The sequence below is a fragment of the Microbacterium sp. SCN 69-37 genome, from assembly GCF_001724435.1.
GTDB lineage: Bacteria > Actinomycetota > Actinomycetes > Actinomycetales > Microbacteriaceae > Microbacterium > Microbacterium laevaniformans.
This window is the reverse complement of sequence record NZ_MEEL01000016.1, coordinates 69,296-86,506: the sequence shown is the minus strand read 5'-3', so window position 1 is coordinate 86,506 and position 17,211 is coordinate 69,296. Positions and strand designations below refer to the sequence as shown.

The window sequence follows — 17,211 nt, the reverse complement described above, 5'->3', positions numbered from 1 at the left end:
CGCTTGGGGAGGAAATCCGAGGTCTCAGGCGACGAGCTCCCGACGATGCATGCCGCCGAGCGCCGCGGCGACTCCGACGGCGGCGACGACGAGGAGAGGGACGATGCCGCGCGGGTCGACGCCTTCGCCGGTCGGCACGGGGCCCGAGGCGAACGGCGAGGCGTTGACGACGGCCGTGCTCAGGCCGAAGAGAGGACCGAACAGCGCGATGACCGCGGCGACCGCCACGAGCGCCCACGCGAGCGCGATCGCCGTGCGGGGAAGCGCCACCACCAGCACGGCAGCCCACGCGGCGAACAGGCACGCCGGCACGATCTGTCCGGCACCGGCCACGGCGGCGGCGCGGATCAGGTCGGCATCGGTGCCGCCCGAGAGCGCTCCGGCCGCCGCCCCCGCGATCCCGGCCGCGATCGTGAGCACCGCGCATGCCGCCGCGACGACGACGTGGTCGGCGAGCCATCGCGTGCGGGTCAGTCCGCCGCCGAGCACGAGCTCCGCCGTCCCCTGCGTCTCGTCCTGACGCGCCCGCAGGACCGTCTGCGTGGCGGCGCAGGCCGCGAAGATGCCGAGCATGACGAAGAAGACGACGATGAGTCCGCGCGAGAGGTCCGCGGACGTCCCGCTCAGCGCCTGCAGGAGGGAGGTCACGGCCGGGTTGCCCTCTCCGATCCGGCTCGCGACGCCCGCGAGCGACGTCGACAGGATGCCGACGAGCAGCCCCGCCACGATCCACCCGATGCCCGCGGCGCGGCTCTGGCGGACGGTCAGCGCGAGATGCGTCGCGAACCCGGGTCGTGCCGCGGCGCGTCCGGTGCGCGGGGGAACGAACGAGGCGCCCAGGTCGCGGCGGGCGTGCAGGAGCGCGGCGCCGCCGAGCAGGACGAGCGTTGCGAGCACCGACGCCGCCAGCGGCCACGCGTCGTCCGTGTCGAAGGGGCGCGTGTTCTCCGCCCAGCCGAACGGCGAGAACCACGCGAGCGCGGAGCTCGTCATCCGGGTGAGGTCGGCGTTCGGCGTCCCGAGCGCATTCCCGGTGCCGGCAAGGGCGAACGTGCCGACCACGAGCCAGACGGCCAGCGCATTCGCGGCACGCGAGGTGGGCATGAGCTCGGCGGACACCAGCCCCACGCCGAGGAAGACCGTGCCCGCGAGTGTGCAGCCCGCCGCGATCAGCGCGGCCCCTACGGGTGGCGCGCCGCTGGCGACGAAGATCACGGCGACCACCGCGCCGGCCACGATCGATGCCCCGACGCCGTGCAGCGCGGTTGCGACCAGGGGTGCCGTGCGTCCCGCCGCGGTCGCCGACACCAGCTCGAGGCGGCCCTCCTCCTCGTCTCCACGGGTGTGGCGCACCGCGAGGAACGAGCACATGAGCGCGACGAGCAGCAGCAACCACGGCAGCAGAAGGAATGCCACCATCTGCGCCTCTCCCGCGCCCGACGGCAACCCGCGGAACAGGAGCACGACGGGATTCGCCATGACGGTTCCCAGCAGGGCGACGCGTTCCTGTTCGTCACCGTACGAGCTGCGCACGCCCGGGTAGCCGGCCACCGCCAGCGCGGCCAGTCCCGCCAGCCAGACGGCGAGCGAGACGGCATCCCGCCGCGCGCGCTGGCGCAGGAGGAGTCCGATCGTCCTCATCGCCGCGTTCCCTCGCCCGGGGCGTCGGACGCCCCGTAGTGGCGCAGGAACAGCTCCTCCAGGGAGGGCGGTGCGACGCGCAGTCCTTCCACGCCGAGCTCCGCGAGCCGCGGCAGCGCGACTGCGACGGCATCGCTGGCGAGCGTGAGCGAGATCCGGCCCTCGTCCTCCCGCACACCCTCGGCTCCGGGCACCGTCGCCGCCGCGGCGGAGGTCGCGCGCGCGGATGCCGCGAACGACACCTCGGTGCGGGTGAGATGGCGCATCTCGGCGAGAGAGCCCGTGTCGACGATGCGCCCGGCCCGTACGATCGACACCCGGTCGCAGAGCAGTTCCACCTCGGACAGGATGTGGCTGGACAGCAGGACCGTGGCACCGGCATCCCGGACGCGTGCGACCTCCTGGCGGAACACCACCTCCATGAGCGGATCGAGACCGCTCGTGGGCTCGTCGAGGACGTAGAGCTCGGCGGGGACCGCGAAGGCGGCGATGAGCGCGACCTTCTGCCGGTTGCCCTTCGAGTAGGCGCGTCCCTTCGTGCGGGTGTCGAGCTGGAAGGCGTCGCAGAGCCGACGGCGAGCGGTGTCGTAGGCGGGTCCCGTGCCGCCGCCGCGCATCCGGTACACGAGGTCGATGGCCTCGCCACCGGAGATGTTCGGCCAGAGACTCACGTCGCCGGGCACGGATGCCAGCCGGCGGTGCAGGCGCGCCGCGTCGGTCCAGGGGTCGGATCCGAACACGGTCGCCGTGCCCGAGGTGGGACGTGCGAGGCCGAGGAGGATGCGGATCGTGGTCGACTTGCCCGCGCCGTTGGGGCCGAGGAAGCCGTGCACCTGGCCCGCCTCGACGACGAGGTCGAGCCCGTCGAGGGCGTGCACGCGGCCGTAGTGCTTCGTGAGGGCGTCCGTGCGGATGACGGCGGTCATGCGCCGGATGCTACGCCGAGGGCGGGTGCCGCGGTAGATGCGACACCCGCCCCTTACCCCCGGTGCGTCGGGGGCTGCGCTCAGATCTGCGAGCGCGGCCCCGGTTCGACGATCTTGTTGAAACCGGTCACCGGCTGGTTCTCATCGAACGACACCACGGGGCGACGGAACCCTCGGGTGAGGAAGACGAGATACACGAGCCCGAGCCCCGTCCAGATGAGGCCGACGATGAGCGCGTGGTCGTCCAGGTTCACCCACAGCAGTCCGGTCAGCGCCATGCCGATCGCGGGCATCACGATGTAGTTGATGATGTCGCGCGGCGTCCGTCGACGTCCCTGGCGAACCGCGAACCAGGCGATCACCGAGATGTTCACGAAGGTGAACGCGATGAGGGCGCCGTAGTTGATGTAGTCGACGATCTGATCGAGGGTGAAGGCGATGGCCGCCAGGCTCACGATGCCGACCAGCACCACCGTGAACGCCGGGGTGTGGGTGCGCGGACTGATGTAGCCGAAGAAGCGCTTGGGCAGCACGCCGTTGCGGCCCATGACCAGCAGCATGCGAGCGACCGACGCGTGCGAGGCGAGCCACGACGCCAAGGTCGCCGCGAAGCCGGCGGCCGTCAGCACCGACTGCAGCACGATGCCGCCGACCTGCGAGCCGATCTCCGGCAGCGTCGAGTCGGCGATCGCCTCGGGCGGGAACGCCTCGTGGGCCGGGAAGCGCAGCTGCGTGAAGTAGGCCGCGACGAGGAAGATCGCGCCGCCCACCAGCACGGTCAGCAGGATCGCGCGCGGCATGGTCTTCGGGTTCTTCGCCTCCTCCGCGTACATCGTCACCGCGTCGAAGCCGATGAACGAGAAGCAGACGATGGTCGCACCGGCCAGCACCGCGCCGAACTCGACCTCGGGGTGGAAGAACGGCTGCACGGAGGCGACCGTACCGGCGCCGGCGCCCTGCCCCAACTGCACGATGACCATGACGACGAACACCGCCATGACCACGATCGAGAAGATCAGCAGGATCATGTTGACGTTGGAGGTGCCTCGCATCGTCAGGTAGATGATCCCGGTGACGCCCGCGGTGAAGGCCACGACCCACACCCATCCCGGGATGTCGGGGAAGAGCGCCTCCATGTAGCTGCGCAGGATCAGGGCGTTGACCATCGGCAGCAGCAGGTAGTCGATGAGCGACGTCCAGCCGACGAGGAAGCCGAGGCTCGGGTGCATCGACTCGCGGACGTAGGTGTACGCGGAGCCGGCGCTCGGGATGACGCCGACCATCTTGCCGTAGCTGATCGCGGTGAAGCCCATGACGACGAGGGCGAGCGCGTAGGCGGCGGGGACGACGTTGTTGGTCTCGACGGCGACATTGCCGAACGTGTCGAACACGACCGTCGGGGTCATGTAGCCGAGGCCGAGACCGACGATGGACCAGACTCCCAGAGAGCGCGCAAGGGTGGCGGAGCGAGAGGATGCCGACGTGGCGGCCAGTGACTCGTTCGTGATTCCTCCTGATGGTGAGGTGTTTCGGGTGCTCGAATACTAGGGTCGCCCTGTTTCGTTTGTGTAGCGTCGCCGTCACCTCCGATGACGCGTGGGCACCATGTTCGGACGATTCGACCGGGGATCGCCCCTTCGCGGACGAAGGGTGTGGGCTCAGACCCCGCGCAGCCCGTCGGTGCGCTCGAAGATGAGGCTCGTGTTGGTCGCCGCGACGATGGAGTGCGTGGAGAGGTGGTCGGTGACGAACGAGCGCAGGTCGGCGCTGTCGCGCCCGCGGAAGTGGATCACGAAGTCCTCCGCGCCGGCGACATAGAAGTACTGGGCGACGTCGGGGTGGGTGCGCAGCTCCTCGGCGAAGCGGGTCAGCTGCGCGCGTGCCCCCGGGCGGATCCGCACCGAGACCAGAGCCTCGGTGCGGTACCCCAGTGCTCCCGGATCGACGTCGATCGTGAAGTGACGGATCACCCCGCGCGATACGAGGCGCGAGATGCGTGCGTGCACGGTCGACGCCGCGACGCCCAGGGTCGCCGCAAGACGACTCAGGGGCTGGCGGGCATCGTCGCGCAACTCGTCGATGAGTCGGAGATCGGCGGCATCCAGTGAAGAATCAGCGGAAGAGACGGCCATTTCCCGAGCATAGTTCTCAGCGCGGAGGCAATTTCACCGAATTTTCGGATGCTCTTGTCGAGCGTCCGGAGGGCTGACATCGTGATCGCGCTGCACCGCTCCACTCCCTTTCCCGCGGACCATGTCGAAGGAGTCCCGCCCATGATCATCGGTGTTCCCACAGAGATCAAAGACAGTGAGCGCCGCGTCGGCATGACGCCCACGGGGGTCGACGAGCTCTCTGCACACGGCCACCGGGTGCTCATCCAGAGCGGAGCCGGCGTCGGGTCGGGTTTCAGCGACGACGCCTATCGCGCCGCTGGGGCCGAGATCGTGGCCGAGGCCGCCGAAGTCTGGGGCGGCGCGGACCTTCTCGTGAAGGTCAAGGAGCCGATCGCGCCCGAGTACGGCTTCCTGCGCTCGGACCTGACGCTGTTCACCTACCTGCATCTGGCCGCCGCGCCGGCGCTGACGACCGCTCTCCTGGATGCCGGTACCACCGCCATCGCCTACGAGACGGTGCAGCTGCCCGACCGGTCGCTGCCGCTGCTGGCCCCGATGAGCGAAATCGCCGGCCGACTGTCGGTGCAGGTGGGCGCGCAGCAGCTGCTCGGTCCGGCCGGGGGACGCGGCATCCTGCTCGGCGGCGTGCCCGGCACACCGCGCGGCCGTGTCGTCGTGATCGGTGGCGGCGTCGCCGGCACCCACGCCGCACAGATGGCCGTGGGACTCGGCGCGCACGTGACCATCGTCGACCTGTCGATCCCGCAGCTGCGCCGGCTCGACGAGCGTTTCGACGGCCGCGTCGACACGCGCGTGTCGACGCGTTCGACGATCGCCGACCTCGTCGCCGACGCCGACCTCGTCATCGGCTCGGTGCTGGTGCCCGGCGCGGCGGCGCCCAAGCTCGTGACGCTCGACATGGTCGAGCGCATGCGGCCAGGGTCGGTGCTCGTGGACATCGCGGTCGACCAGGGTGGCTGCTTCGAGGGCACGCATGCGACCACGCACACCGATCCGACCTACCGGGTGCACGACGCCATCTACTACGCCGTTGCCAACATGCCGGGAGCGGTGCCGTTGACCTCGACCCTCGCTCTCACCAACGCGACGCTGCGGTACACGCTCGCGCTCGCCGACCTCGGCACCGACGCCGCGCTCGCCGCTGACGCCTCGCTGGCGGCGGGCTTGTCGATCCGCGGCGGCGAGGTGATCGACACCCGCATCCTGGCCTGACGAACGCCGCAGATACGAACGAACTCCGCATCCGATCACGCGATCGGATGCGGAGTTCGTCGCATTCTGCGGAGCTCGCGATCCCGGTCAGAGCCGGGCCCAGGCCTCCGTGAGCACGGAGCGCAGGATCTGCTCGATCTCGTCGAACTCCGCCGGGCCGATCGTCAGCGGCGGGGCGAGCTGGATCACGGGGTCGCCGCGGTCGTCGGCGCGGCAGTAGAGCCCCGCGTCGAACAGCGCCTTGGAGAGGAAGCCGCGCAGCAGCCGCTCGGACTCGTCGTCGTCGAAGGTCTCCTTCGTGGCCTTGTCTTTGACGAGCTCGATGCCGAAGAAGTACCCGTCGCCGCGCACATCGCCGACGATGGGCAGGTCGAGCAGCTTCTCGAGCGTCGCGCGGAACACGGGTGAGTTCTCGCGCACGTTCTCGAGCAGCTTCTCCTCCTCGAACACATCGAGGTTTTCCAGCGCGACGGCCGCCGAGACGGGGTGTCCGCCGAAGGTGTAGCCGTGCGGGAACGACAGGTCGCCGTGCGCGAAGGGCTCGTAGACGCGGTCGTTCACGATCGTGCCGCCCAGCGGCGCGTAACCGCTGGTGACGGCCTTCGCGAACGTGATCATGTCGGGCTGGTAGTCGTAGGCCTGGGCCCCGAAGTAGTGGCCGAGGCGTCCGAAGGCGCAGATCACCTCGTCGGAGACGAGCAGCACGTCGTAGCGGTCGCAGATCTCGCGCACCCGCTGGAAGTAGCCGGCCGGGGCGGGGAAGCAGCCGCCGGCGTTCTGCACCGGCTCGAGGAACACCGCGGCGACCGTCTCGGGACCCTCGAACTGGATCATCTGCTCGATGCGGTCGGCGGCCCACAGGCCGAACTCCTCGGGCGTCCCCCCGCCGAAGCCGGACTCCGCGGCGCGGTAGTAGTTGGTGTTCGGCACGCGGAAGCCGCCCGGGGTGACGGGCTCGAACATGTGCTTCATGACGGGCAGGCCGGTGATCGCGAGGGCGCCCTGCGTGGTGCCGTGGTACGCGATGGCACGGGAGATGACCTTGTGCTTGGTGGGCTTTCCCTGCAGCTTCCAGTAGTGCTTGGCGAGCTTGAAAGCGGTCTCGACCGCCTCGCCGCCGCCCGTGGAGAAGAAGACGTGGTTGAGGTCGCCGGGCGCGAGGTTCGCGATGCGGTCGGCGGCCTCGATGCCCGAGGGGTGTGCGTACGACCAGAGCGGGAAGAACGCGAGCTCCTCCGCCTGTTTCGCCGCGGCCTGGGCGATGCGGGAGCGTCCGTGGCCGGCGTTGACGACGAACAGGCCCGCGAGCCCGTCGATGTAGCGCTTGCCGTGCGAGTCCCAGATGTGGTGGCCCTCGCCCTTGACGATGATGGGCACGCCGGCGCCCTCGGTCATCACCGACTGGCGTGCGAAGTGCATCCAGAGGTGGTTGCGGGCCTTGGCCTGCAGGTCGGCGTCGTCGATGGTCATCGTGTCCCCCAGTTGTAGAGCTGACGGTGGAGTTTGAGGTAGACGAAGGTCTCGGTCGAGACCACCTCGGGAAGGGCGCGGATCTGCTCGTTGAGCAGGTCCATGAGGTCGTCGTCGTTCTCGCAGACGACCTCGACGAGCAGATCGAACGATCCCGCCGTCGACACCACGTAGCTGATCCCCGGCAGGGTCGACAACTGCGCGGCGATGCCGCGGGTGTCGCCGGCGATGCGGATGCCGATCATCGCCTGACGGGCGAAGCCGAGCTGGAGCGGGTCGGTGACGGCGACGATCTGCATCACGCCCTGGTCGACGAGCTTCTGCACGCGCTGGCGCGTCGCTGCTTCGCTGAGACCGACGGCCTTCGCGATCTCGGCGTACGGTCGGCGCCCGTCCTCCTGCAGCTGCTCGATGATCGCTTTGGACGCGGCATCCAGGGCCTGTCGACGCGAAGGCGCGGTTTCCGTCGTTTGGGGCATGATCGGCGACGATATCAATCGCCGCAGTGAATAATCAAGACTGAATCAGAAGTTCGCGACGGACGCCTGCCCGCCGCGCCCCGCCCCTCCGACCTCACCGGATTCGGAAACGTGCAGCAGAATCGGATGCCGTCAGCCGCCGTCTCCGCATCCGTTGACGTCCGCCGCATCCATTGGGCCGCCCGGTCAGCGCATGGTGTCGAGGATGCCGGTGAGGTCCTCGAACGTGGTGCGGGGGTTGAGGATCGCGAACCGGGCGTTGGCGCGGCCCTCGTGGCTCGACGGCGTGACGAAGGCGTGCTGCACGTCGAGGAGGCGCTGCGACCACGCCTCGTACTCGGCGCGCGTCCAGCCGTCGCGCTCGAACACCACGACGCCCAGTTGCGGCTCGCGCACGAGGGAGAACCCGGGCCGAGCCGCGATCTCGTCGGCGATCCGCCGGGCGAGCACGATCGAGGCGCTGACCGCCTCGCGGTACGCAGCCGCGCCGTGGGTGGCGAGCGAGAACCACAGCGGGAGCCCCCGGGCGCGGCGGGTGAGGTGGGCCGCGTAGTCGGACGGGCTGTAGTCGGAGCGGTCGGTCAGGGTGTCGAGGTACTCCGCGTGCTGCGTGTGCGCACGCCGGCCCTGCTCGGGGTCGCGGTAGATGAGAGCGCAGGCGTCGAAGGGGGCGAACAGCCACTTGTGCGGATCGACGATCACCGAGTCGGCCTGTTCGACGCCGGCGTACAGGTGGCGGGCGAGGGGTGAGAGCATGCCGGCGAGGCCGTAGGCGCCGTCGACGTGCAGCCAGATGTCGTGGGCGTGGGCTGCCGCGGCGACGCCGGCGATGTCGTCCACGATGCCGAAGTTGGTCGAGCCGGCGGTCGCGACGACGGCGAACACCCGCTCGTGCACGTCGACGAGCACCTCCGCGACGGCGTCGCCGCGCAGCACCCCGTCGGTATCCGTGGGCACCGTGATGACGTCGACGTCCATGACCCGCGCCGCCGAGGCGATCGAGGAGTGCGCCTGCGAACTGCAGGCGACCGCCCAGCGGGTCGGCGCGGCGGCGCCGGTGTCGGCGCGGTGCGCGCGCGCCGCTTCCCGCGCGGCGACAAGGGCGGAGAGGTTGCCGAGCGTGCCGCCCTGCACGAAGACGCCGCCCGCGGATGCCGGCAGGCCGAACTCGTCGGCCAGCCAGCGCAGCACCTCGTTCTCGGCGTGCACGGCGCCGGCGCCCTCCAGCCAGGAGCCGCCGTAGAGCGCGCTCGCCGACACGACGAGGTCGAACGCCGCGGCCGCCTTCGTGGGCGCGGTCGGGATGAAGGAGAGATACCGCGGGTCGTCGGTCGTGATGCAGGCCGGGGCCAGGACGTGCGTGAACACCCCGAGTGCGCGCTCGGCGCCGACCCCCTCTTCGGAGATCGTCCGCCCCGCCAGTCGGCTGAGCTCGGCGGCGGGCAGCGGCTTGTCGAGCGGGGTGTCCTGCGCGAGCAGGCGTTCGCGGGAGTAGTCGAGCACGAGGTCGACGATGCGGCGCGTCTCGGGCGTGACATCGTGCATGCGGGCGGCGCCGGTCATGTGCGGTCCTTCAGTGCGGGGGTGCGCGGCGGCACCGGTCGTTCGGGGGTGAGTGTCTCGATCGCGCAGCCGAGGCGCAGGAGTGCGACGTCATCGCCCGCGCGTCCCGCGATCGTGAGGCCGATCGGCATCCGGATGTCGGCCAGGGGTCCCATCGGCACCGTCACGGTCGGGATGCCGAGGTGACGGATGGTGAGGTTGCCGTTCGCCACCCAGACGCCGTTGCGCCAGCCGAGCTCGGCGGAGGCGGGGTTCACGTCCATGTCGGCGGGTCCGACGTCGGCGACGGCGGGGAAGACGACCGCGTCGAGGCCGAGCCCGTCCATCCATTCCTCCAGGTCGACCCGCCGGGTGCGCTCCAGGCCCCTCAGCCCGTCTTCGAGCTCCGGCATGTCGCGCCAGGTCATGCCGGGGTTCTCCCGCACCCAGTCGGGGTAGGTCGCGATGTCGTCATCGAACCCGGTGTAGCGGTCGGGGAGCGCCCCCTCGGGGTGCGGGAAGATCCGCGCGCCGTCGACGTTCGTGAGCGAGGACAGCGCGGGGTCGCCGTTCGCGGCGAGAAAGTCCTCCCACGCCCACGCCGACAGGTCGACGATCTCGCGCCGGAGGTACGCGGGCGAGACGAATCCGCGCGTCGCGATGGTCGGCGCTTCCGGCCGGTCGCCCTCGTAGGTGCTGACCACGGGGAAATCCACCTCGACGACCCCGGCCCCCGCCGCTTCGAGGGAAGCCCGCGTCTGCTCCCACAGCGCGATGATCGACGCGCGGGTCTGGATGCGCTGGCCGGTCGGGCCGCCGATGCCCGGGGCGGGGGAGGTCCCGGCATCCGGGTCGGCGTTGATGTACATCCGAGGGATGCCGAGGCGCAGGTCCGCCACCGACGCGCCCGCGCCGAGCGCACGGTAGTCGTCCGGGCGCACGGCGGACGGCGCCGGCAGCGGGATCCATGGCTGTGTGCGCCAGAAGTCGCCGCGGGTGTCGGGGTCGTCGGCGACGATCACATCGAGCACCTCGAGCAGGTCGGCCATCGTCCGGGTGTGGGGGACGACGACGTCCATCGTGGGCACGAGCGGCCAGTTGCCGCGCGTGGAGATGACGCCGCGCGAGGGCGTGTAGGCGCACAGTGCGTTGTTGCTCGCCGGCCCGCGGCCGCTCGACCACGTCTCCTCGCCGAGTCCGAACGCCGCGAAGGATGCCGCGGTCGCCGTGCCCGACCCGTTCGACGATCCGGAGCCGAACGGCGCGGTCAGCCAGTCGGCGCTGTACGGGCTCTCCGCCCGTCCGTAGACGCCGCGCTGCATGCCGCCGTTGGCCATCGGCGGCATGTTCGTGAGTCCCAGGCAGATCGCCCCGCCCGCCCGCAGGCGCTCGATCGTGAACGCGTCGCGCTGGGCGATCAGTTCGGCGAAGGCGGGGGAGCCCGCCGCGGCGGTGAGTCCCCGCACGAGGTAGCTGTCCTTCGCCGTGTAGGGGATGCCGTCCAGGGGTGAGAGGGTCTCGCCGCGGGCGCGGCGCTCGTCGGATGCCGCGGCTTCCGCGAGCGCATCGGGGTTGCGGACGACGACCGCGTTGAGGGCGGTCGCGGTGGCGGGCCCGTCGTACGCGTCGATGCGCGCGAGGTACGCCTCGACGAGTTCGACGGCCGTCGCACGCCCGTCGTCGAGGGCGGCGCGCAGCTCGGCGATCGAGGCGTCGACGACGTCGATCACGAGGTCACCCCGCGCGGCAGGGCCGGCTGCTGCTGCGTGATGCAGTGGATGCCGCCGCCGCGCGCGAAGATCGGGCGTGCGTCGACGGTGACGATCTCGCGCCCCGGGTAGGCATCGGCGAGGATCGCGCGGGCCCCGGCATCCGCTCTGTCCTCACCGAAGCCGCAGGCGATGACGCCGCCGCCCACGACGAGGTGGTTGACGTAGCTCCAGTCGACGAAGCCCTCGCCGTCGCGCAGGGTCGCCGGCGCGGGCAGCTCGACGACCTCGAGACGGCGTCCGGCGGCATCGGTCTGAGTGGCGAGCAGCTCGCGGAGCGCGGCACTGACGGCGTGGTCGGGGTGCGCCGCGTCGCGCTGCGTGTGCAGGAGCACGCGACCCGGGGAGGGGAAGGTCGCAACGATGTCGACGTGGCCGTTCGTGCCGAAATCGTCGTAGTCGCGGGTGAGGCCGCGCGGCAGCCAGATCGCCGTCGTCGTGCCGAGCGTGCGGGCGAGCTCCGCTTCGACCCGGGCGCGGTCGGCGTAGGGGTTGCGCCGCGGGTCGAGCTGCACCGTGTCGGTCAGCAGTACCGTGCCCTCGCCGTCGACGTGGAAGCCGCCGCCTTCGGCGACCAGGGTCGAGGAGATGAGTTCCGCGCCGACCTCGGCCGCGACGATGCGGGCGTGCTCGGCGGAGCGTTCCCAGCGTGCCCAGTCGTGTGCGCCCCAGCCGTTGAAGATCCAGTCGACCGCGCCGAGGACGCCGGGGCGCTCGTCGTCGATCACGAACGTCGGGCCGTGGTCGCGCATCCAGAACTCGTCGACGGGCGCTTCCAGGACCGTGACGTCACCCGGCAGCATCCTCCGGGCGCGCGCGAGCTCGGACGGATCGACGACCATCGTCACCGGCTCGAAGCGGGCGATGGCCGCGGCGACCTCCGTCCACGCCGCGTAGCCCTCTTCGCGCTCGGCGTCGGTGTCGCCCAGGGTCGGTCCCTCCACGGGGAAGGCCATCCACGTGCGCGCGTGCGGCGCGGTCTCGCTCGGCATCCGCCAGCTCATCGGCATCCTCGACTCTCGTGCGGTCCTGGAGTAGCTTATTGATCACATGATCAACTCATCGGAGGGTAGCGAGCCGATGCCGCAGACGTCAACCACCGGGCGCGCACGATTGAGCGCCGAGCAGCGCCGGGAGCAGATCGCGGGCGCTGCGCGCGAACTCGCGCTCGCCGACGGGTTGGATGCCGTGACGCTGCGCGCTGTCGCGACGCGCATCGGCGTGGCCTCCGGGTTGGTCGCCCACTACATCCCGAGCATGGACGACCTGGTCGCCGACACCTTCTTCGAGATCGTCGCCGGCGAGCTCGAGGAGGTGCGGGCGCTGCTTCCCGACGCTGCCGCTCCCGTGCGGATCGGCGCGCTGCTGCGGACGACGCTGGATCCCGCACGCCGCGACGTCACCCTCGTCTGGGTGCAGGCGTGGGCACTGGGCACGCGCAACGCTCCGCTCGCCGAGCGGGTGCGCGCGGCGATGGACGCCTGGCGTGCGCTGATCGCGGAGGAGGTCTCTCGGGGGATGGCGGCCGGCGTCATCCCGGCGGGTGACGCAGAGCCGCTGGCCTGGCACCTGCTCGCCATGATCGACGGACTCGGCGCGCACGCGCTGGTGGGTTGGGGGCCGGCGATCGCGCCGGTCGCGCCGGTCGCGCCGGTCGCGCCCGTGCTCCGTGCGGCCGCGGGGCTGCTGGGCATCGAGGCAGAGACGCTCAGTCCAGGCTCGCCATGACGTGCTTGAGGCGGGTGTAGTCCTCGAAGCCGTAGACCGAGAGGTCCTTGCCGTACCCGGAGTGCTTGAAGCCGCCGTGGGGCATATCCGAGACGAACGGGATGTGCGCGTTGATCCAGACGCAGCCGAAGTCGAGGTCGCGCGAGAACCGCAGCGCCCGCGCGTGCTCGCGCGTCCAGACGGATGCCGCGAGGGCGTACGGCACCCCGTTCGCCAGCGCGAGCGCTTCCTCTTCCGACGCGAACGGCTGCACCGTGAGCACGGGGCCGAAGATCTCCTGCTGTACGACCTCGTCGTCCTGGCGGACGCCCGTGACGATCGTCGCCTCGAAGAAGCAGCCGGCATCGCCCTGGCGGCGGCCGCCGATGGCGATCGTCGCGTGCGCGGGGAGGCGATCGACGAAACCCTTCACGCGCGCGAGCTGGTCGGCGTTGTTCACCGGCCCGAAGAAGGCATCCGGGTCGTCCGGCGCGCCCGTCTTCGCGTGATCGCGGGTGTGGGCGACGAGCGTGGCGACCAGCTCGTCGTGCACGGCGGCATCCACGAGTACGCGCGTCGCGGCGGTGCAATCCTGTCCGGCGTTGAAGAACGCGGCCTCCACGATGCCGCGGGCGGCGCGGTCGAGGTCGGCGTCGGCGAAGACGAGGGCCGGCGCCTTGCCGCCGAGCTCCAGGTGCACACGCTTGAGGTCCTGCGCGGCCGAAGCGGCCACCTGCATGCCCGCGCGCACCGAACCGGTGATCGCGACCAGCTGCGGGGTCGGGTGCTCCACCAGCATCCGGCCGGTCTCCCGGTCGCCGAGGACGACGTTGAAAACCCCGGCGGGCAAGATCTCGGCGGCGATCTCAGCGAGGCGCACGGTGGTCTGAGGCGTCGTCTCGCTCGGCTTCAGCACGACGGTGTTGCCGGCCGCCAGAGCCGGCCCGATCTTCCACACCGCCATGTTCAGCGGGTAGTTCCACGGCGTCACCTGGGCGACGACGCCGATCGGCTCGCGGCGGACGTACGACGTGAACCCCTCCGCGTACTCCGCCGCCGCCCGTCCGTCGAGGTCACGGGCTGCGCCCGCGAAGAAGCGGAGCTGGTCCACCGACTGCACGATCTCGTCGGCGACGAGGCTCGCGCGCGGCTTTCCGGTGTCCTGCGACTCCAGATCGGCGAACTCCTCCGCGTGCGCCTCCAGTGCATCAGCGAGGCGGAACAGCAGCAGTTGGCGCTGGGCGGGCGTCGTCCGCTTCCACGTGTCGAAGGCGCGGGATGCCGCCGCGAAGGCGGCATCCACCTCCTCCGCCGTCGATACCGGAGCGTGGCCGTACACCTCGCCGGTCACGGGGCTCACGAGCGGCAGAGCCGCACCCGATGACGCGACCGGTACGCCGTCGATGACGTTGCGGAGCACGGCCTGCGCCGCGGTCACGACGCCGCCTCGGCGTCGGTGACCTCCAGCGCGCGGTCGATGACGTCGAGGCCGCGCACCAGGTCGTCCTCCGAGATGATCAGCGGCGGCGCCACGTGCACGCGGTTGAAGTGCGTGAACGGCCACAGGCCCGCCTTCTTGCACGCCGCCGCGAACGCGGCCATCGGGGCGGCATCCGCTCCCGCCGCGTTGAACGGTACGAGCGGCTCGCGACTGTGCCGGTCGCGCACGAGCTCGATCGCCCAGAACAGGCCCAGACCGCGCACCTCTCCGACGGACGGATGCCGTTCGGCCATCTGCTCCAGTCGCGGGCGCACGACGCGCTCGCCGAGGTCGCGGACGCGCTCCAGGATGCCGTCGCGGCGGAAGACCTCGAAGGTCGCCACACCCGGGGCGCAGGCCAGCGGGTGACCGGAGTAGGTCAGCCCTCCCGGGAAGGAGACCGTGTCGAAGTGCGCGGCGATCCGGTCGGAGATGACGACGCCGCCCAGCGGCACGTAGCCCGAGTTCACGCCCTTCGCGAAGGTGATGAGGTCGGGCACGACGTCGAAGTTCTCGAACCCCCACCAGGTGCCCAGGCGTCCGAAGCCGACCATGACCTCGTCGGCGATGTAGACGATGCCGTAGCGGTCGCAGAGCTCGCGCACTCCCGGCAGGTAGCCCGGCGGCGGGATCAGCACGCCGTTGGTGCCGACGACCGACTCGATGATGATCGCGCCGATGGTCGAGGCGCCTTCCAGGATGATCGTCTGCTCGAGGTGGGCGAGCGCACGCTCGGCCTCCTGCTCCGGCGAGTCCGCGTGGAACGGCGACCGGTAGGCGTACGGGCCGAAGAAATGCACGACCGAGGCGTCTGCCGGCTCGTTGGCCCACCGGCGCGGGTCGCCCGTGAGGGTGATCGCGGTCGAGGTGTTGCCGTGATAGCTGCGGTACATCGCCAGCACCTTGCGCTTACCGGTGACCAGGCGCGCCATCCGGACCGCGTTCTCGTTGGCATCGGCTCCGCCGTTGGTGAAGAACACCTTCGAGAAGCCGTCGGGAGCGATCTCGCTGATGCGGCGCGCCAGTTCGCCGCGCGTGGCGTTGGCCATCGACGGCTGGATCGTGGCGAGGCGACCCGCCTGCTCCTGGATCGCCGCGACGAGGTCGGGATGCTGGTGGCCGAGGTTGAGGTTCACCAGCTGCGACGAGAAGTCGAGGTAGCGGTTTCCCGCGTAGTCCCAGAACGTCGCGCCTTCGCCTCCCGCGACCGGCAGCGGGTCGATGAGCGCCTGCGCGCTCCACGAGTGGAAGACGTGGCTGCGGTCGTCGCCGCGAACGGCGGCGTCGGCCGCCGGGTCGGCGATCGGGTCGATGGTGCTCATGATGTCTCCTCCGGATGCCGCGGACTCAGTGGTTGCTCGGGAAGCCGAGGCTGATCTGGCTCTCGCTGGGGTCGGGCCAGCGGGTCGTCACGACCTTGCTCCGCGTGTAGAAGTGGATCGACTCCGGGCCGTAGATGTGCGAATCGCCGAACAGGGAGTTGCGCCACCCGCCGAACGAGAACGCGCCCACCGGCACCGGGATCGGCACGTTGATGCCGACCATACCGACTTCGATGTCGAACTCGAACTGGCGGGCGGTGCCGCCGTCGCGCGTGAACACCGCGGTGCCGTTCGCGAACGGACTCGCGTTGATGAGAGCGACCGCCTCGTCGTACGTCGCGACGCGGGCGACGGAGAGCACGGGGCCGAAGATCTCCTCGTCGTAGACCCTCATGCCGGGGGCGACCCGGTCGACGAGCGAGACGCCGATGAAGAAGCCATCGCCCTCGAAGCGCTGTGCGGTGCCGTCGACGACGACCGTCGCGCCCTCCGCGGCGGCGCCGGCGACGTACGAGGCCACCTTGTCGCGGTGCTCGCGGGTGATGAGCGGTCCCATCTCGCTCGCGGCATCCGTGCCCGGCCCGATGGTCAGCCCGGCGATGCGCTCCGCGACCTTCGCCACGAGGGCGTCGGCGACGTCGTCTCCGACCGCGACGAGGACCGAGACGGCCATGCAGCGCTCGCCGGCCGAGCCGTAGGCGGCCGAGACGGCGGCGTCGGCCGCGGCATCCAGATCGGCGTCGGGCATGACGACCATGTGGTTCTTCGCGCCGCCGAGAGCCTGAACGCGCTTGCCGGCCGCGGCGGCCCGCTCGTAGATCGAGCGGGCGATCGGGGTCGAGCCGACGAAGCTGACGGCACGGACGGTGGGGGAGTCGAGGATCGCGTCGACGGCCACCTTGTCGCCGTGCACGACGTTGAGGACACCGGCGGGAAGGCCCGCCTCCTCGTACAGACGCGCCAGGAAGAGGGCGGCGGAGGGGTCCTTCTCGCTCGGCTTGAGGACCACCGTGTTGCCGCAGGCGATGGCGGATGCCGTCATCCACAGCGGCACCATCACCGGGAAGTTGAACGGCGTGATCGCGCCCACGACGCCCACCGGCTGCTTCACCGAGTGCACGTCGACGCCCCGCGACACCTGTTCGGCATGCTCGCCCTTCAGCAGGTGCACGAGCCCGGCGGCGAACTCGACGTTCTCGATGCCGCGGCTGATCTCGCCCTTCGCATCCGAGAGCACCTTGCCGTGCTCGGCGGTGATGATCGCGGCGAGCTCGTCGGCGCGTTCGACCAGCAGGTGGCGGAGGCGGAAGAAGACGTCCGCCCGCTTGATGAGGCTCGTCGCGCGCCAGGCCGGCAGCGCCGCCGCGGCCGCCGCGATCGCGGCATCCGTCTCGGCGGTCGACGCGAAGGCGACCTCGGCCTGCGCGGCACCGGTCGCGGGGTCGTAGACGGGGCCGGTGCGTTCGGTCGATCCGACGGACTGGCCGGCGATGTGATGACGGATGAGGTCCATGAGGGCTCCTGTTCG

General features: G+C 70.9%; 14 protein-coding genes. 2 read left to right on the top strand and 12 right to left on the bottom strand.

The window, feature by feature from the left end; translation table 11 throughout:
* Positions 1 to 24: 24 nt before the first annotated feature.
* The 4 genes from ABS64_RS01735 to ABS64_RS01720 all read right to left on the bottom strand — a co-directional run bounded on the left by ABS64_RS01735 (position 25) and on the right by ABS64_RS01720 (position 4,699).
* Positions 25 to 1,641, bottom strand: a complete 1,617-nt coding sequence (locus tag ABS64_RS01735; RefSeq protein ID WP_292680349.1) for a polyketide antibiotic transporter — start codon at positions 1,639 to 1,641, stop codon at positions 25 to 27.
* Positions 1,638 to 2,567, bottom strand: a complete 930-nt coding sequence (locus tag ABS64_RS01730; RefSeq protein WP_288121413.1) for an ABC transporter ATP-binding protein — start codon at positions 2,565 to 2,567, stop codon at positions 1,638 to 1,640. Before ABS64_RS01730 ends, ABS64_RS01735 begins: the two co-directional genes overlap by 4 nt.
* Positions 2,568 to 2,647: 80 nt before the next feature.
* Positions 2,648 to 4,012 (bottom strand): APC family permease, encoded by a 1,365-nt coding sequence (locus ABS64_RS01725; protein ID WP_288121423.1) that lies wholly within the window; start codon positions 4,010 to 4,012, stop codon positions 2,648 to 2,650.
* A 213-nt stretch (positions 4,013 to 4,225) separates the two neighbouring features.
* On the bottom strand, positions 4,226 to 4,699 hold the full coding sequence (locus ABS64_RS01720) for an Lrp/AsnC family transcriptional regulator (RefSeq protein ID WP_292680347.1): 474 nt from the start codon (positions 4,697 to 4,699) through the stop codon (positions 4,226 to 4,228).
* Between the two features lie 141 nt (positions 4,700 to 4,840).
* Between ABS64_RS01720 and ald the strand changes: the two genes are divergently transcribed.
* Positions 4,841 to 5,914 (top strand): alanine dehydrogenase, encoded by a 1,074-nt coding sequence (gene ald, locus ABS64_RS01715; protein WP_292680345.1) that lies wholly within the window; start codon positions 4,841 to 4,843, stop codon positions 5,912 to 5,914.
* Between the two features lie 87 nt (positions 5,915 to 6,001).
* On the opposite strand, the gene ABS64_RS01710 is transcribed toward ald, so the two are convergent.
* The 5 genes from ABS64_RS01710 to ABS64_RS01690 all read right to left on the bottom strand — a co-directional run bounded on the left by ABS64_RS01710 (position 6,002) and on the right by ABS64_RS01690 (position 12,178).
* Positions 6,002 to 7,384, bottom strand: a complete 1,383-nt coding sequence (locus ABS64_RS01710) for an aspartate aminotransferase family protein (protein ID WP_288121415.1) — start codon at positions 7,382 to 7,384, stop codon at positions 6,002 to 6,004.
* Positions 7,381 to 7,863 (bottom strand): Lrp/AsnC family transcriptional regulator, encoded by a 483-nt coding sequence (locus ABS64_RS01705; RefSeq protein ID WP_196384588.1) that lies wholly within the window; start codon positions 7,861 to 7,863, stop codon positions 7,381 to 7,383. The genes ABS64_RS01710 and ABS64_RS01705 overlap by 4 nt, the downstream gene beginning before the upstream one ends.
* A 186-nt stretch (positions 7,864 to 8,049) precedes the next feature.
* Positions 8,050 to 9,426 (bottom strand): aminotransferase class V-fold PLP-dependent enzyme, encoded by a 1,377-nt coding sequence (locus ABS64_RS01700; protein ID WP_292680343.1) that lies wholly within the window; start codon positions 9,424 to 9,426, stop codon positions 8,050 to 8,052.
* Complete coding sequence (locus tag ABS64_RS01695) at positions 9,423 to 11,135, bottom strand: amidase (protein ID WP_292680341.1); 1,713 nt, start codon at positions 11,133 to 11,135, stop codon at positions 9,423 to 9,425. Before ABS64_RS01695 ends, ABS64_RS01700 begins: the two co-directional genes overlap by 4 nt.
* On the bottom strand, positions 11,132 to 12,178 hold the full coding sequence (locus ABS64_RS01690) for an agmatine deiminase family protein (protein ID WP_292680340.1): 1,047 nt from the start codon (positions 12,176 to 12,178) through the stop codon (positions 11,132 to 11,134). The genes ABS64_RS01695 and ABS64_RS01690 overlap by 4 nt, the downstream gene beginning before the upstream one ends.
* A 76-nt stretch (positions 12,179 to 12,254) precedes the next feature.
* Here ABS64_RS01690 and ABS64_RS01685 point away from each other — a divergent pair, with 76 nt between their 5' ends.
* A complete protein-coding gene (locus tag ABS64_RS01685) occupies positions 12,255 to 12,902 on the top strand; it encodes a TetR family transcriptional regulator C-terminal domain-containing protein (RefSeq protein ID WP_292680339.1) in 648 nt (215 codons plus the stop codon).
* Here the strand turns inward: ABS64_RS01685 and ABS64_RS01680 are convergent.
* Genes ABS64_RS01680 through ABS64_RS01670 form a run of 3 tightly spaced genes read right to left on the bottom strand, consistent with a single transcriptional unit; the run spans position 12,883 to position 17,196 of the window.
* The gene (locus tag ABS64_RS01680; RefSeq protein WP_292680337.1) at positions 12,883 to 14,319 is read right to left on the bottom strand and encodes an aminobutyraldehyde dehydrogenase; all 1,437 of its coding nucleotides are present in this window, start codon (positions 14,317 to 14,319) and stop codon (positions 12,883 to 12,885) included. The genes ABS64_RS01685 and ABS64_RS01680 overlap by 20 nt on opposite strands.
* On the bottom strand, positions 14,316 to 15,683 hold the full coding sequence (locus ABS64_RS01675) for an aspartate aminotransferase family protein (RefSeq protein ID WP_292680335.1): 1,368 nt from the start codon (positions 15,681 to 15,683) through the stop codon (positions 14,316 to 14,318). The genes ABS64_RS01680 and ABS64_RS01675 overlap by 4 nt, the downstream gene beginning before the upstream one ends.
* Before the next feature lie 25 nt (positions 15,684 to 15,708).
* Positions 15,709 to 17,196: a CoA-acylating methylmalonate-semialdehyde dehydrogenase gene (locus tag ABS64_RS01670; RefSeq protein WP_292680333.1), complete on the bottom strand. Its 1,488-nt coding sequence runs from the start codon at positions 17,194 to 17,196 to the stop codon at positions 15,709 to 15,711.
* Between the last annotated feature and the right edge of the window lie 15 nt (positions 17,197 to 17,211).